General features: G+C 71.1%; 11 protein-coding genes. 7 read left to right on the forward strand and 4 right to left on the reverse strand.

Annotated elements, in window-relative coordinates; all coding sequences use genetic code 11:
* Positions 1-147: 147 nt before the first annotated feature.
* Positions 148-1,035 carry a slipin family protein gene (locus ADK54_RS00315; protein WP_053723399.1) on the forward strand — a complete coding sequence of 296 codons (888 nt, stop codon included), beginning with the start codon at positions 148-150 and terminating at the stop codon, positions 1,033-1,035.
* 221 nt (positions 1,036-1,256) lie between these two features.
* Entirely contained in the window at positions 1,257-3,878 is a 2,622-nt protein-coding gene (gene adhE, locus ADK54_RS00320; RefSeq protein ID WP_078966035.1) for a bifunctional acetaldehyde-CoA/alcohol dehydrogenase, read from the forward strand.
* A gap of 42 nt (positions 3,879-3,920) precedes the next feature.
* Here adhE and ADK54_RS00325 read toward each other — a convergent pair whose 3' ends face one another.
* Positions 3,921-4,574 (reverse strand): acetate uptake transporter, encoded by a 654-nt coding sequence (locus tag ADK54_RS00325; protein WP_053723400.1) that lies wholly within the window; start codon positions 4,572-4,574, stop codon positions 3,921-3,923.
* Positions 4,571-5,587, reverse strand: coding sequence for a hypothetical protein (locus tag ADK54_RS00330; RefSeq protein ID WP_053723401.1), 1,017 nt, complete (start codon positions 5,585-5,587; stop codon positions 4,571-4,573). The genes ADK54_RS00325 and ADK54_RS00330 overlap by 4 nt, the downstream gene beginning before the upstream one ends.
* A 177-nt stretch (positions 5,588-5,764) precedes the next feature.
* On the opposite strand from ADK54_RS00330, the gene ADK54_RS00335 reads away from it, so the two are divergent.
* The 3 genes from ADK54_RS00335 (at position 5,765) to ADK54_RS00345 (ending at position 11,154) form a co-directional block, all read left to right on the forward strand.
* Positions 5,765-6,553 (forward strand): VOC family protein, encoded by a 789-nt coding sequence (locus tag ADK54_RS00335; RefSeq protein ID WP_053723402.1) that lies wholly within the window; start codon positions 5,765-5,767, stop codon positions 6,551-6,553.
* A gap of 123 nt (positions 6,554-6,676) precedes the next feature.
* Positions 6,677-10,141: a DNA polymerase III subunit alpha gene (locus tag ADK54_RS00340; protein WP_053723403.1), complete on the forward strand. Its 3,465-nt coding sequence runs from the start codon at positions 6,677-6,679 to the stop codon at positions 10,139-10,141.
* The gene (locus ADK54_RS00345) at positions 10,138-11,154 is read left to right on the forward strand and encodes a DNA polymerase Y family protein (RefSeq protein WP_053723526.1); all 1,017 of its coding nucleotides are present in this window, start codon (positions 10,138-10,140) and stop codon (positions 11,152-11,154) included. Before ADK54_RS00340 ends, ADK54_RS00345 begins: the two co-directional genes overlap by 4 nt.
* Before the next feature lie 94 nt (positions 11,155-11,248).
* Here ADK54_RS00345 and ADK54_RS00350 read toward each other — a convergent pair whose 3' ends face one another.
* Both ADK54_RS00350 and ADK54_RS00355 read right to left on the reverse strand, forming a co-directional pair.
* Positions 11,249-11,935 carry a hypothetical protein gene (locus ADK54_RS00350; RefSeq protein ID WP_053723404.1) on the reverse strand — a complete coding sequence of 229 codons (687 nt, stop codon included), beginning with the start codon at positions 11,933-11,935 and terminating at the stop codon, positions 11,249-11,251.
* Positions 11,936-12,140: 205 nt separating this feature from the next.
* Positions 12,141-12,941, reverse strand: a complete 801-nt coding sequence (locus ADK54_RS00355; protein ID WP_053723405.1) for an SDR family oxidoreductase — start codon at positions 12,939-12,941, stop codon at positions 12,141-12,143.
* 102 nt (positions 12,942-13,043) lie between these two features.
* Here ADK54_RS00355 and ADK54_RS00360 point away from each other — a divergent pair, with 102 nt between their 5' ends.
* The gene (locus tag ADK54_RS00360) at positions 13,044-13,703 is read left to right on the forward strand and encodes a TetR/AcrR family transcriptional regulator (protein ID WP_053723406.1); all 660 of its coding nucleotides are present in this window, start codon (positions 13,044-13,046) and stop codon (positions 13,701-13,703) included.
* A 242-nt stretch (positions 13,704-13,945) separates the two neighbouring features.
* Positions 13,946-14,806 (forward strand): esterase/lipase family protein, encoded by an 861-nt coding sequence (locus ADK54_RS00365; protein ID WP_053723407.1) that lies wholly within the window; start codon positions 13,946-13,948, stop codon positions 14,804-14,806.
* Positions 14,807-14,830 lie beyond the last annotated feature (24 nt).

The raw sequence follows: 14,830 nt of genomic DNA on the forward strand, positions 1-14,830 counted from the left end.
CCTCACCCGGTCAGGGCTCTGACCGCCGCCTCGTCGCCCGTGCGGCCGCAGCCGACTCGCGCGGCGGGGCCCGACGGGGTCTCCCCTTGGGAGAGCGGCGGAGTTACCGTCGAGGTACACGTCCGATTCGGACCCTTGGGGGCCGTGATGGTCGAGGAGCTGGTGGCGGCGGGCATCGCCGTGGGTTCCGCCGGTGTCGTCTATGCGCTGGCGGCGGCGCGGGTCGTCAAGCAGTACGAGCGAGGAGTGGTCTTCCGGCTCGGCAAGCTGACGGATTCGGTGCGCGGGCCGGGCTTCACGATGATCCTTCCGTTCGTCGACCGGCTGCGGAAAGTGAACATGCAGATCGTGACGATGCCGGTGCCCGCACAGGACGGCATCACGCGGGACAACGTCACGGTCCGGGTGGACGCGGTGATCTACTTCAAGGTGATCGACCCGGCGGACGCGGTCATCCAGGTCGAGGACTACCAGTTCGCGGTCTCGCAGATGGCGCAGACCTCGCTGCGCTCGATCATCGGCAAGAGCGACCTCGACGACCTCCTGTCCAACCGGGAGAAGCTCAACCAGGGCCTGGAGCTGATGATCGACAGCCCGGCCATCGGCTGGGGCGTGCAGATCGACCGGGTCGAGATCAAGGACGTGTCGCTGCCGGAGACGATGAAGCGCTCGATGGCCCGCCAGGCGGAGGCGGACCGTGAGCGGCGGGCCCGGGTCATCAACGCGGACGCCGAGCTCCAGGCCTCGAAGAAGCTGGCCGAGGCGGCGGGCGTGATGTCGGAGCAGCCGGCCGCCCTCCAGCTGAGGCTGCTGCAGACCGTGGTGGCGGTGGCCGCCGAGAAGAACTCGACGCTGGTGCTTCCGTTCCCGGTGGAACTCCTGAGGTTCCTGGAACGCGCCGCCCCCTTGCCGACGGAGCCGACGGCACCGGCCACGCCGGAAGTCCCTCCGGCGCCCGTCACGCCGGAAGTGCCCCCGGCGCAGGCGCATTCGGAGATCGGTGACGCAGGAAATGACACTCAGAAAAACTTGTGAAAGCTTTCACAAGCGCGCATGGGTCTAAAGTCCTCACTCATATGCCCAGCTCAAGGGCATGTTTTCCATGACGCCCGATCACTTGAAGGGACATTCGGCCCCCAGGAACAGGGCTTTGTCGGGCCCGCGAGCGCGGTGCAAAGGTGTCGAATTGAGACATCGGAAAAGGCATCGCAAACGCTCGCAATGCTCGTAGCGCTCGACAAGAAGGAGTTCCTGCCATGGAGGCCAAGAACGCCGAGAACGTCACGACCGCCGAGGTCATGGTCGACGGACTGGTGCGGGGGGCCCTTTCGGCGCTCGGCCGGTTCGAGACGTTCACCCAGGAGCAGGTCGACCACATCGTCAAGAAGGCCTCCCTGGCCGCGCTGAGCGAGCACGGCGAACTGGCCCGGCTCGCCGTCGAGGAGACCGGCCGCGGCCTCTTCGAGGACAAGGCCGTCAAGAACCTCTTCGCCTGCGAGCACGTCGTCAACTCGATGCGCGGCCTGAAGACCGCGGGCGTCATCGGCCGCGACGAGCTGAACGGGATCACCGAGATCGCCGAACCGGTGGGCGTCATCTGCGCGATGACCCCGGTCACCAACCCCACCTCGACCACCATCTTCAAGGCGCTGATCGCCCTGAAGACCCGTAACCCGATCGTCTTCGCCTTCCACCCCTCCGCGCAGAACTGCTCGGCCGCGGCCGCCCGCGTGGTGCGGGACGCGGCGATCGAGGCCGGGGCGCCCGAGGGCTGTGTGCAGTGGATCGCCGAGCCGTCGATGGAGGCCACCGGGCTCCTGATGAACCACGAGGGCGTCTCCACCATCCTCGCCACCGGCGGAAACGCCATGGTCAAGGCCGCCTACTCGTGCGGCAAGCCCGCCCTCGGCGTCGGCGCGGGCAACGTTCCGGCGTACGTCACCAGGAGCGGCAAGCTCGGCCGGGCCGTGCACGACATCGTCCTGTCGAAGTCCTTCGACCACGGCATGATCTGCGCCTCCGAGCAGGCCGTCATCCTCGACAAGGAGGTGTACGAGCGGGGCCTGGCGGAGTTCGAGCGGCTCGGCGCGTACGTCCTGAGCGCGGCCGAGAAGACCAAGCTGGAGGAATTCGTCTTCGGCACCACGGCCTTCGCCAACAACTGCGGCGGCGCCAAGCTGAACGCCTCTGTCGTCGGCAGGTCGCCGCAGTGGATCGCCGAACAGGCCGGCTTCGAGGTGCCCGCGACCACCTCGATCCTGCTCGCCGAGTGCGCGGAGGTCGGCGAGGGCGAGCCGCTCACCCGCGAGAAGCTGTCCCCGATCCTGGCCGCCCTCAAGGCCGACTCCACCGAGCACGGCCTCCAACTCTCGGCGCAGATGGTCGAGTTCCACGGCCTGGGCCACAGCGCCGCCATCCACACCGAGGACGACGAGCTCGCCGAGGAGTTCGGCCGGCGGGTCAAGGCGATCCGCGTGATCGTGAACGCGCCGTCCACCTTCGGCGGCATCGGCGACGTCTACAACGCCTTCCTGCCCTCCCTCACCCTCGGCTGCGGCAGTTACGGACACAACTCGGTGTCCAACAACGTCTCCGCGGTCAACCTGGTCAACATCAAGCGGATCGGACGGCGCAACAACAACATGCAGTGGTTCAAGGTCCCGCCGAAGATCTACTTCGAGCGCAACTCCATCCGCTACCTCGGCGAGATGGACGGCCTGGAGCGGGTCACCATCGTCACCGACAAGACGATGGGCAGGCTCGGCTTCGTCCAGAAGGTCAGCGACATCCTCCAGGCCCGCCCCGGCCCGGTCGTCCTCCAGGTCATCGACAACGTCGAGCCCAACCCGGAACTGGCGACGGTCCGGGCGGGCGCCGCGATGATGCGCGACTTCCGGCCCGACACGATCGTCGCGCTCGGCGGCGGCTCGGCCATGGACGCAGCCAAGATCATGTGGCTGATGTACGAGCACCCGGAGATCGAATTCGCGGACACGAAGGAGAAGTTCTTCGACATCCGCAAGCGCGCCTACAAGTTCCCGGCGCTCGGCGAGAAGGCCCAGCTCGTCGCCATCCCGACCACGTCGGGAACGGGCAGCGAGGTCACCCCGTTCGCGGTCATCTCCGACCCGAAGGCCGCCCAGAAGTACCCGCTGGCCGACTACGCGCTGACCCCGAACGTCGCGATCGTCGACCCGGTGCTCCCGATGGGCCTGCCCGCCACGGTCACCGCCGACTCCGGCTTCGACGCCCTGACCCACGCCACCGAGGCGTACGTCTCGGTCTACTCCAACGACTACACCGACGGCCTCTGCCTCCAGGCCATCAGGCTGATCTTCGAGAACCTGGAGCGCTGCGTCGTCGACGGTGCGGGCGACCCGGAGGCCCGCGAGAAGATGCACAACGCCTCGACCGTGGCGGGCATGGCCTTCGCCAACGCCTTCCTGGGCCTGGTGCACGCCATGGCGCACACGCTCGGCAACACCTTCCACGTCGCCCACGGCCGCACCAACGCGCTGCTCCTGCCGCACGTCATCCGGCACAACGGCCAGGTCTCGGGCAAGGCCACCCCGTGGCCGAAGGCCGAGGTCTACCGGGCCCCGGAGCGCTTCCAGGAGATCGCGAAGATGCTGGGCCTGCCGGCCGCGACCCCCGAGGAGGGCGTCGAGTCCTACGCCCGCGCGGTCGAGGAACTGCGCGCCAAGTGCGGCATTCCCGCCTCCTTCCAGGAGGAGGGCGTGGACGAGACCGCCTTCATCGAGGCCCTGCCGGTCCAGGCGATGAACGCCTACGCCGACCAGTGCGCCCCGGCCAACCCGCGGATGCCGATGATCGACGACATGAAGGAGCTCATGACCCGGGCGTACTACGGAAAGTAGGCCTCTCGAAGGCGGGGCCGTCCCACCCGGGGCGGCCCCGCCTCACGTCTCCGGATGGTCGGGCGGCGAGAGGAAGCGGCCCATCGGCAGGACCGGGCGGCCCCACGTCGAGGCGAGGATCTGGCCCGCGAGGAGGTAGGTCGCCCCGAGCGCCGCGCACAGACCGGCCCACCCGGTGATCCGGGTCCAGATCACCTCGCCCGTGAAGCCGACGCAGACGAGCCCGACGAACACGACCAGTACGCAGGTGAAGGTCGAGAGCAGCGCCAGATGGATGCGCCAGCTGCCCAGCCACAGGACGAACACCACGAACACCCAGGGCAGCGTGAAGAGCCCCATCGCGTCGCCGCGCAGCGCCGGATCCAGGCCCGGCAGCACCCACTGGAGCATCAGCGCCTTCGACATCCAGAACACCCCGAAGCCGCCGAAGACCGTGGCGTGCCAGGTGTCGCCGCGCTGGGCCTGGAAGAGCCCGGCGAGCAGCTGGGCGAGGCCCCCGATGAAGAACCCGACCAGCGGGAGCACGGATGCCGAGAGCTTCTCGGGGAAGATCCCCGCGTCGATGCCGGTGGCGATGACGGTGACCACGATGAACCCGGTCAGGCCGAGCGGACCGAGCTGGGCCTGCGCGCTCGGCTCCATCCGCCGTACGGAGAAGGCCTGTTCGGCAGGGCCGGAGCGGCGCGGGATGCTCATGCGCCCACCGGGTTCTCATCGCGGTCCCGGTTGAGACCGGCAAGGACCACGGTGATGACCGCGCCGAGCAGCGCCCAGATCGAGAGCACCTGGAGCGGGCCGCTGATCGACTCGCTCTTGAAGTAGGCGATGGAGCGAGCCGCCCAGGTGCCCGCGCCCGGCGGCAGCCAGGGCCCGATCGCCCGCCAGAACGGCGGGAGCAGCGGATACGGATAGGCACCGCCCGCGCTCGGATTGCCGAGGACGACGACGACCAGGATCGCCAGGCCGATGCCGACGACCCCGGCGAGCCCCTGGAAGGCGAGCGTCGTCGCGCCCACCGCGAACACGACGAGGGCGCCGAGCCCGGCGAGCCCGATGTAGCTGCCCGGCAGCGCGCCGAGCACCGGCCCGATGATGAGCGAGCCGAGCAGTCCCGCGGCGATCGCGTACACCGCGAGCACCGCGAGCCGGATCAGCGCCCGGTGGGTGTTGGCGGGCCGGGCGCCCGCGCTGATCGCCAGGATCGCGGCGCACAGATAGCCGCCGACGCACCAGCCGACGACGAGGTAGAACGAGGACAGGGTGCGGGAGTCGCCCGCGGCGGCGGGCGCGACGTCGACCACCTGCACGGTGCGCTGCTGCGCCTTCTCGGCCGCCGTCGCGATCGCCTCCACGGCCTGCGCGAGCGAGGCACCGCCGCCGCTCGCCACGAGCAGCCTGTCGGTGGTGCCCCGCGGGTCGACGACCAGGACCCCGTCGACACCGCGGTCGCGCAACTGCCGGGTGGCGTCGGCCTCGTCCTTGGCCGTCCGTACGTCCAGCGGGCCGCCGGGCAGCGCGCCCAGCCGCTGCGCGAGCTGCCCGCTGACCTGCGCGGGCGCGACCAGGGCGAACGGGATGTCCTTCGGCTTCGGGCTGTGGAAGGCGCCGGCATAGGACGCGATGAAGGCGACCGTCAGGCCCAGTACGCCGATGACCAGCAGGGCGGCCCGCACGGTGACGGCGCTCTTCACCTCGTCGACGAAAGTCATGCCCCCACGCTCTGCCGCACTACGCGTTCACGCAGTCGGTGCGGGGCCGAATGGCTTAGAACCCGTGCCTGACCCGAGGCGTCCGGCTGTCGGGGGGAGGGGCCCGCTGCCACGCTGGAGGAAGGTTCCCGGGACCGTCGTTCCGGGGCGGACGACGCACGCGACAGGAGCACCTCAATGCTGACCTCCACACAGGTACCGGGCGGGCTGAACTGGCTCGACCTGGGAACCCCCGACATCGACGCGGCCGTCGCTTTCTACACCGGCCTGTTCGGCTGGCAGTTCCAGTCCGCGGGGCCGGAGGCCGGGGGCTACGGGTTCTTCCAGAAGGACGGCAAGACCGTGGGCGCCGCCGGCCCGCTGACCGAGGACGGCGCGAGCTCGGCCTGGACGGTGTACTTCCGCACCGTGGACGCCGACGCCACCGCCAAGTCCGTCGAGCAGGCGGGCGGCTCCGTCCGCGTCCCGCCGTCGCAGGTCTTCACGGCCGGCCGGATGGCCGCCTTCACCGACCCGGCGGGCGCCGACTTCGCCGTGTGGGAACCCGGCGACACCGACGGCCTGGAGCGCGTCAACGACCCCGGCAGCGTCAGCTGGATCGAGCTGTACACCACCGACGCCGCGGCCGCGAAGGCGTTCTACGGCAGCGTCCTGTCGTGGGAGATCCGGGACATGCCCATGGGCGGCGGCATCGTCTACTCCATCGCCGGGCCGACGGGCGGCGGCGAGCAGGCCATGCACGGCGGCCTCATGGAGCTGCCGCAGGAGAACCGGGACGCAGGCTCGGCCTCCGAATGGCACCCGTACTTCGAGGTCGAGGACTGCGACGCCACGGTGGCGAGCGCCCAGGGGCTCGGCGCGACCGTCATCATCGCGGCCACCGACGGCGAGGGCGTGGGGCGGTTCGCGATGCTGCTCGACCCGTTCGGCGCCCCGTTCGCGGTGATCACGAGCGCCACGGCCTGACGTTTCCGGAACGCCTGCCGGATCCGGCCGACAGGCATTCGAACATATGTGTCGCACGCACGTTCGAAACTGGTCTATGGTGGAAGGGAGGGGGAGGTGAGAACGGATCGGTAGGAGGTGCGGATGCCCGGTTTCACGCATCTGCACACCGTTTCGGGATTCTCCCTGCGGTACGGGGCTTCCCACCCGGAGCGGCTGGCCGAACGCGCCGTCGAACGCGGCATGGACGCCCTCGCACTGACCGACCGGGACACCCTCGCGGGCACGGTCCGCTTCGCCAAGGCCTGCGCCGAGGCGGGGATCCGGCCGCTGTTCGGGGCCGAGCTGGCCGTGCCGGAACACCTCGGGGAAACCGGGCCCGCCCGGGGGCAGGCCCGACGGCGCACGCCCGTACGGGGCGGTGCGTTCGTCGACGAGTCCGCCCCCCGGGTCACCTTCCTCGCCCGTGACGGCGCGGCCGGCTGGGCCGAGCTCTGCCGCCTGGTCAGCGCCGCGCACACGGCCGAGGGCCGCCCGCTCCTGCCACGCGCCGCGCTGCCCGCCGAAGGGCTCACCGTGCTGCTCGGCCCGGCCTCCGAGATCGGCCGCGCGCTCGGCGCGGGCCGCCCCGACCGGGCCGCGAAACTGCTCGCGCCCTGGCGGGAGATCTACGGCGACGCGCTACGCCTGGAGGCCGTCCACCACGGACTCAGGGGGACCGGCCCAGGATCGCTCCGGCTCGCCGCGCGCACCGTCGGCTTCGCCGCCGAACAGGGCGTACGTGCCGTCCTGGCCAACGCCGCGCGCTACGCCGACCCGGGTCAGGGCCCGGTCGCCGACGTGCTGGACGCGGCGCGGCGCCTGGTGCCGGTGCGGGCGCCGTTCGACAGCGGGGAGCGCTGGCTCAAGGGCCCGGACGCCATGTTCAAGATCGCCGAACGGGTCGCCGAGGCGGCCGGCTGGCGCCGCGACGTGGCCCACCGGCTGCTCGCCATGACCGAACAGACCGCCGCCGAATGCCTCGTCGACCCCCAGGACGACCTCGGCATGGGTACCGCAAGCTACCCCGAGCCGTACCTGGTCGGCGCCGCCCACCGCGCCCCGCAGCGCGTCCTCGCCTCCCGGGCCGCCGCCGGCATGGTGCTGCGCGGCTATGCGGGCCGGCGCGCGTACTGGGAGCGGATGCACCACGAGCTGGACATCATCGCGCACTGGGGTTACGCCTCCTACTTCCTCACCGTCGCCCAAGTCGTCGACGACGTACGGGAATTGGGCATCAGGGTGGCCGCGCGCGGCTCCGGCGCGGGCTCGCTCGTCAACCACCTCCTCGGCATCGCGCACGCCGACCCCGTCGAGAACGGGCTCCTGATGGAGCGCTTCCTGTCCAAGCGGCGGCCGGTGCTGCCGGACATCGACATCGACGTGGAGTCCGCCCGCCGGCTCGACGTCTACCGCGCGATCATCGACCGCTTCGGCGCCGAGCGGGTCGCCACCGTCGCCATGCCCGAGACCTACCGGGTGCGGCACGCCATCCGGGACGTGGGCGCCGCCCTGTCCATGGACCCGGACGTGACCGACAAGATCGCCAAGTCCTTCCCGCACATCCGGGCCCGCGACGCCCGCACCGCGCTGAAGGAACTCCCCGAACTGCGGTCCCTGGCGGGGGAGATGGACAAGTACGGCAAGCTCTGGGAGCTCGTCGAGGCCCTGGACGCCCTGCCGCGCGGCATTGCCATGCACCCGTGCGGAGTGCTCCTCTCGGACGCCGCGCTGCTGCGCCGCACCCCCGTGATGCCCACCAGCGGCGAGGGGTTTCCGATGTCCCAGTTCGACAAGGAGGACGTGGAGGACCTCGGCCTGCTCAAGCTGGACGTCCTGGGTGTGCGGATGCAGTCCGCGATGGCCCACGCGGTCGCCGAGATCGGCCGGGCCACGGGCGAGAAGCTCGACATCGACGACCCGGCACAGGTCCCGCCGGGCGACGCCGAGACGTACCGACTCATCCGATCCACCGAGACGTTGGGCTGCTTCCAGATCGAGTCGCCGGGCCAGCGCGACCTGGTCGGGCGGCTCCAGCCGTCGACCTTCCACGACCTCGTCGTCGACATCTCGCTGTTCCGCCCCGGGCCGGTCGCGGCCGACATGGTGCGCCCGTTCATCGAGGCCCGGCACGGCCGCGCCCCGGTCCGCTTCCCGCACCCCGACCTGGCGGACGCGCTGCGCGACACCTACGGGGTGGTCGTCTTCCACGAGCAGATCATCGAGATGGTGAACATCATGACCGGCTGCGGCCGGGGCGAAGCCGACCGGGTGCGGCGCGGGCTCTCCGACCCGGAGTCGCAGGCTCGCATCAAGGTCTGGTTCGCCCAAAGCGCCGAAGAGCGCGGATACTTGCCCGAGGTGATCGCCCGCACCTGGGAGATCGTCGAGGCCTTCGGGTCGTACGGCTTCTGCAAGGCGCACGCGGTCGCCTTCGCCGTGCCCACCTACCAGTCGGCCTGGCTCAAGGCGCACCACCCGGCCGCCTTCTACGCCGGGCTGCTCACCCACGACCCCGGGATGTACCCGAAGCGGCTGCTGCTCGCGGACGCGCGGCGGCGCGGGGTGCCGATCCTGCCGGTCGATGTGAACCGGTCCTCGGCCGCACATAGAATCGAACTGGTGTCCGGTATCTGGGGGGTGCGGCTCGCACTCTCCGACGTCCACGGGATCAGCGAGGCCGAGAGCGGACGGATCGAGGCCGGCCGGCCCTACGCCTCGCTGCGCGACTTCTGGCAGCGGGCCAGGCCCGGCCGCCCGGTCGCCGAACGGCTCGCCCGGATCGGCGCGCTCGACGCGTTCGGCGCCAACCGGCGCGACCTGCTGCTCCACCTCTCCGAACTCCACGGCGCCCGCCGCGCGCCAGGTGGCCAACTCCCCCTGGACGGCGGCACGTTGACGGCCCCCGCCGGGCTGCCCGACCTGGACGACGCGGAACGCCTCAGCGCCGAACTCGGCGTCCTCGGCATGGACGCCTCCCGCCACCTGATGGAGGACCACGCGGCGTTCCTGAACGAACTCGGTGTCGTCTCCGCCAAGCGGCTGCGCGACGCCGAGCACGGCCGGACCGTCCTGGTCGCGGGCGCCAAGGCGGCCACCCAGACCCCGCCGATCCGCTCCGGCAAGCGGGTCGTCTTCAGCACCCTGGACGACGGCACCGGCCTCGTGGACCTGGCCTTCTTCGACGACAGCCACGACGCCTGCGCCTACACCGTCTTCCACTCCTGGCTGCTCCTCGTGCGGGGCGTGGTGCAGCGGCGCGGCCCGCGCAGCCTGAGCGTCGTTGGCTCGCGCGCCTGGAACCTCGCCGAACTCGTCGAACTGCGCCGCGAGGGCGGCCTGGACGCGGTCTCCTCCCGCCTCGCGACCCCACCCGAACCGATCGAGGCGCCCGGATCCACGGCCGAAGGAGCAGCCGGGACCACGGCCGAGAGCTCCGCCGACAACGGCCGCCGCATCCACCTGTCCACCGGCTACGAACTGAACCCCTGGGCCGACCTGCAGCCTGCTGGTGAACGGGCCGCCACCGGGCGGAAGTTGTGGCATTCGAGCCCGGGGAGCGCGGGATGATCCTCTGTGCACGGTTCCACCTCCCTCCGATGTATGAAGCGGCGCTGCCCGCCCTGATCACGCTGGCCGAGGGCCTCACCCCGGTCGTCCAGGCGCTCCCGCCCGACGGCGTCCTCGCCGATCTGGCCGGCGCCGAGAAGTACTTCGGCCAGGACGCCGGGCAGCTCGCCGCCGTCCTTCGGGTCCGCGCGCTCGCCCACTTCGGCCTGGACTGCGCGATCGGGCTCGCGCCCAACCCGGCGCTGGCCAGGATGGCCGCGCGGGACGCCGGACCCGGCACGACCTGCACGGTGCGCCCGGACGAGGTGGACCGCTTCCTCGCCGCGAAGCCGGTCAGGGCCCTGGACGGCGTCGGACGCTCCACCGCCCGCACCCTCTGTGCGTACGGCCTCGACACGGTGGGGCGCCTCGCCGACGCTCCGCCGGGCACCGTCCAGCGGATCCTCGGCGCCCGGCCGGGCCGCGAACTCCAGGAGCGCGCCCGCGGTATCGACCGCACGCCCGTCGTGCCGCCCGCCTCCGTGCTCCCCCAAGCTCTCGGTTTCGGTCGAGCAGGGGGTGCGGGTGCCCCCATGACGGCCGCCGAACGCTCCTTCCCCCGCGACGAGTTGGACCCGGTACGCCACCGCCGGGCGCTGCTTTCCCTCGCCGAGGAACTCGGTGTCCGGCTGCGCGGCGCCGATCAGGTGTGCCGCTCCCTCAGCCTCACCGTGCGCTACGCCGACCGGTCCACCACCACCCGCACCCGCAGCCTGCCCGAGCCCTCGGCCCACTCGCCCGCACTGGCCGGCCTGGCCTACGCCCTCCACGCGGCGCTCGGCTTGCAACGGGCCAGGGTCCGCGGCATCTCACTACGGGCCGAGGGTCTCGGGCCCGCCGAACTCGCCGCCCGCCAGCTGACGTTCGACCCCGAGGACGAGCGGGCCCGCCGCATCGAGGCGGTGGCCGACCGGGCCCGCGCCAGGTTCGGCCCCCGGGCCATCGTCCCGGGCACGCTGTCGGACGCGGCCTGAGACGGGTGGGTTGGGGGCGGGGGCCGTTTCAGGAACCCCCGATCCGGAAGGGGCGCCTTCGAGGAAGCCGTAAGGCCGCTCGCCAGGACGGCCTTCAGGAAGCCAGCCGCTTCTTGACGTCGGCCACCTGGGGCCCGGAGTCGACCGGTGGGATCGTCCAGCGGTTCTCGGACTTGGTGGCGTCCGTGTAGACGAGCGTGCCTCCCCCCTTGGCCTGTTCCGGTGTGAGGTCGAAGACCTCGGAGCGCATCTGGTAGGTCCCCGGCTCGATCTTGCCGACGCCGCTGTACCCGGTCACCAGGACCTTGTACGCGGTGCCGTTCCCCTCGGCGACGCTCTGCCCGTTGGCCGCGATCCAACGCCAGCCGCCCTTGGTTCCGTTGGCGCTGGCGGGCTCCTCGTCCGCGGCGTTCGCCGTCAGCGAGGCGTCTTTGGTGGTGATGACCGCGAAGGTGCCGAACCGCGAGGTCGTTCCATCTCCCTCCTTGGTGTAGACGACGGTCGTGGGCGTGATTTCCAGGATGCCGACGAGCTTGGTCCCCACGGTCCGGGACGGCACGCCGAGCGCCAGAGCGGCCTGCCCGGCCCCTGGGTCCGAACCCGGCGTGGCCGAGCCGTCCCCGGGGGTGCTGGCGGGCGTGGCCGCGGGCGTTGCGGTGGACGGCTGCCCGCCAGCGGGCTGAGAGGCGGACGGCTTGTTGCCGGACCCGCCGCCTCCGGGATTGCAGGCGGTCAGGGTGAGACAGGTGGTGGCGGCGGTCGCGAGCAGGATCTTGCGCATGGTTCCCCCCAAGGCATTGGCACTCGCCGTGAACGTACCGCGATGGGGGTGATACCCAGCGTGAAGTCGCCGGACTGGGACGAACAGGGGGCGTGTCGTTGCGAACTCCCGACAACCGGGCCGGAGTTGAGAGGAATCCAGGCAACTGGGCCTTGCGCGCCCGGCGCTTCAGGCGGCGGTTTCGGCTGCCCTCCGGTTCTGTGGTTCACGTTCCCGAAGCCAACCGCGCACCCCCGTCCACCGTCAGTACGACGCCGGTCGTGAAGCTGTTGCCAACGAGGAACGAGATCGCGTCCGCAATGTCCTCGGGGTGGCCGCAGCGGCCGGCCGGGGTGGACTTGGCGTAGGCCGCGAACGTCTCCGCCTTGGCGTCCGCGTCCATCCAGTCCCACCAAGGGGTGTCCACTATGCCCGGCGACACCGCGTTGAAGCGGACCGGGGCCAACTCCACCGCGAGGACCGGGACCATCGCCGCCACCGACGCGTTGACCGCGGCCAGGCCGGCCGTGCCGGGCATCGCGGCGCCTGCCGAAGCCGCGGTCACGAAGGTGATCGAGCCGGTGGGGGAGAGGACGTCGAGCGCGGCCCGCGCGGTGAGGCTGTGGGCTATCAGCTTGCCCTCGGTGGCTTGGCGCAGCGCATCGGTCGTCACCGAGCGGAACGGTCCGGCGGCCGTGGAGCCGGTCGCCGCGACGACCACGTGGTCGACCCGGCCGAGCCCCGCGAAGAACTCTTGCGTGGCCGCCTCGTCCTGGGCGTCCACGACCGACCCGCTCACCCTGCCCGGCGTTCCGGACGTGCCGGACCTGTCCGGCGTTCCGGATGTGCCGGACGCGTCAGGCGTGCTCAACGTGTCCGCCAGCGCGGCCAGTTCATCCAGCGCGTCCCGCAGTCGCTCGGGGTTGCGGCCGGTGACGACGACGTCCCTGCCCTCGCTCAGCTGGCGGCGCGCCGCGGCCAGGCCGATGCCGGAGGTGCCGCCGATGATCACAACTCGCTCGTTCATGACGCAGTCCTTCCAGGCCCTCTCGTGAGGGTCTTCACGCTTTTCGAGGCTCACTGCCTCGTAAAGAGTATTCCGAGGCATCGTGTCTTGTAAACTGCCCGCATGAAGAAAATCGAGAACGGATCACAGGGCGGGCCCGCGGACGGCTCCCCGCCTCGCGGGCGCCCCCGCAGCGAGGCGGCCAGGCGCTCGGTGCTCGACGCCGCGCTGGAGCTCTGCCGCCGCGACGGCTACCAGGAACTGACGATCAAGGGCATTGCCGACGAGGCCCAGGTCGGCCGGCAGACCGTCTACCGCTGGTGGCCCACCAAGCAGGACGTCCTGCTCGAAGTGCTGACCGAGCTGCCGCACCGCAGCCCCGCCGAGCTCTTCCCCGACACCGGGGACGTATACCGAGACGTCGAGGAACTGCTCGGCCACACCTTCCGGCTGACCCGCGGCGCCACCGGCCGGGCCGTGGTCGGGCTGATGGCCGACGCGCAAGCGGACGCCTCGCTCGCCCGCAGGCTGCAGGAAGAGGTGATCGCCCCGCGCCGCGCTGCGCTGCGCGAGATCCTCGAACGGGGCATTGAACGCGGCCAGTTGCGCCAGAACGGCGCCGCGTCTCTCGACCTGGCGGTCGACTTCGCCTTCGGCGTGATGTGGTACCGCCTGCTCAGCGGCCACGCCCCGGTCGACGAACCGCTCGCAGCGGAGATCGCCGCCGCGTTGGGACCGCTGCTCGGAAGCCCCGGAAGCGGGGCGGCGGGGCGGCGGTCCTGACGCCGTGATCCGCGCGGAAGGCGTCCGGAAGCCGAACCTCGAACCCGTCGTCAGCACGTCGAAAGCACATCGAATTCGCGACACGACACTTTTTACTGACGCGTAACTTCACTCCTACGCTACCCGTGCGTAATTTGGCGTGAGCACGCCCCGTACGCACCCAGTACGGCTCCTCACTTGTGGTCCGGGCCGCAGGGCGAACCCCCCATCGCAACTCCCTTGAGCCGCAAGGAGATCACCCGATGCTGCCCTGGAAACGTGTGCTCAGACCGCTGTCGGCGCTTTTGCTCGCCGCCGCGGCCTCGCTCGCCCCGGCAACCGCCGCGCACGCCCAGTCCGCGCCGAGCAGTGGCTGGAACGACTACTCCTGCAAGCCGTCCGCCGCCCATCCCCGCCCCGTCGTCCTCGTACACGGAACGTTCGGCAACGGCACCGACAACTGGCTGGCCCTCGCCCCGTATCTGGTCAACCGCGGGTACTGCGTCTTCTCCCTCGACTACGGCCAGCTTCCCGGCGTGCCCCTGTTCGACGGGCTCGGCCCCATCGACAAGTCGGCGGCCCAGCTCGCCACCTTCGTCGACAAGGTGCTCGCGGCGACCGGCACGCCCAAGGCGGACCTGGTCGGCCACTCCCAGGGCGGCATGATGCCGCGCTGGTACCTGAAGTTCCTCGGCGGCGCCTCCAAGGTCAACGCCCTCGTCGGGATCGCCCCCGACAACCACGGCACCACCCTCGACGGCCTCACCCAGCTCCTGCCGTACTTCCCCGGCGCCCAGGACCTGCTGACACTCGCCACCCCGGGACTCGCCGACCAGATGGCCGGATCGGCCTTCGTCACCAAGCTGAACCAGGGCGGCGACACCGTCCCCGGAGTTCACTACACGGTCATCGCGACCAAGTACGACGAGGTGGTCACCCCCTACCGCTCGCAGTTCCTGGACGGCCCCGACGTCAACAACGTCCTCATCCAGGACAAGTGCGCGCTCGACCTCTCCGAACACGTGGCCATCGGCCTCACCGACCGCGTCGCCTACCACGAGGTGGCCAACGCGCTGGATCCGGCGCACGCCACCCCCACCACCTGCGCCTCCGTCATCGGCTGACCCGCCGTCGGACCGTGCGACCGT

The organism is Streptomyces sp. WM6378, from assembly GCF_001279695.1.
Taxonomy (GTDB): domain Bacteria; phylum Actinomycetota; class Actinomycetes; order Streptomycetales; family Streptomycetaceae; genus Streptomyces.

Bases quoted from the DNA above. Each gene is read 5' to 3' on its own strand.
- ADK54_RS00315 (WP_053723399.1), top strand. From the start codon at position 148: ATGGTCGAGGAGCTGGTGGCGGCGGGCATCGCCGTGGGTTCCGCCGGT.
- ADK54_RS00340 (WP_053723403.1), top strand. From the start codon at position 6,677: ATGCCCGGTTTCACGCATCTGCACACCGTTTCGGGATTCTCCCTGCGG.
- ADK54_RS00330 (WP_053723401.1), bottom strand. From the start codon at position 5,587: ATGACTTTCGTCGACGAGGTGAAGAGCGCCGTCACCGTGCGGGCCGCC.
- ADK54_RS00325 (WP_053723400.1), bottom strand. From the start codon at position 4,574: ATGAGCATCCCGCGCCGCTCCGGCCCTGCCGAACAGGCCTTCTCCGTA.
- ADK54_RS00355 (WP_053723405.1), bottom strand. From the start codon at position 12,941: ATGAACGAGCGAGTTGTGATCATCGGCGGCACCTCCGGCATCGGCCTG.
- ADK54_RS00345 (WP_053723526.1), top strand. From the start codon at position 10,138: ATGATCCTCTGTGCACGGTTCCACCTCCCTCCGATGTATGAAGCGGCG.
- ADK54_RS00350 (WP_053723404.1), bottom strand. From the start codon at position 11,935: ATGCGCAAGATCCTGCTCGCGACCGCCGCCACCACCTGTCTCACCCTG.
- ADK54_RS00335 (WP_053723402.1), top strand. From the start codon at position 5,765: ATGCTGACCTCCACACAGGTACCGGGCGGGCTGAACTGGCTCGACCTG.
- ADK54_RS00360 (WP_053723406.1), top strand. From the start codon at position 13,044: ATGAAGAAAATCGAGAACGGATCACAGGGCGGGCCCGCGGACGGCTCC.
- ADK54_RS00365 (WP_053723407.1), top strand. From the start codon at position 13,946: ATGCTGCCCTGGAAACGTGTGCTCAGACCGCTGTCGGCGCTTTTGCTC.
- adhE (WP_078966035.1), top strand. From the start codon at position 1,257: ATGGAGGCCAAGAACGCCGAGAACGTCACGACCGCCGAGGTCATGGTC.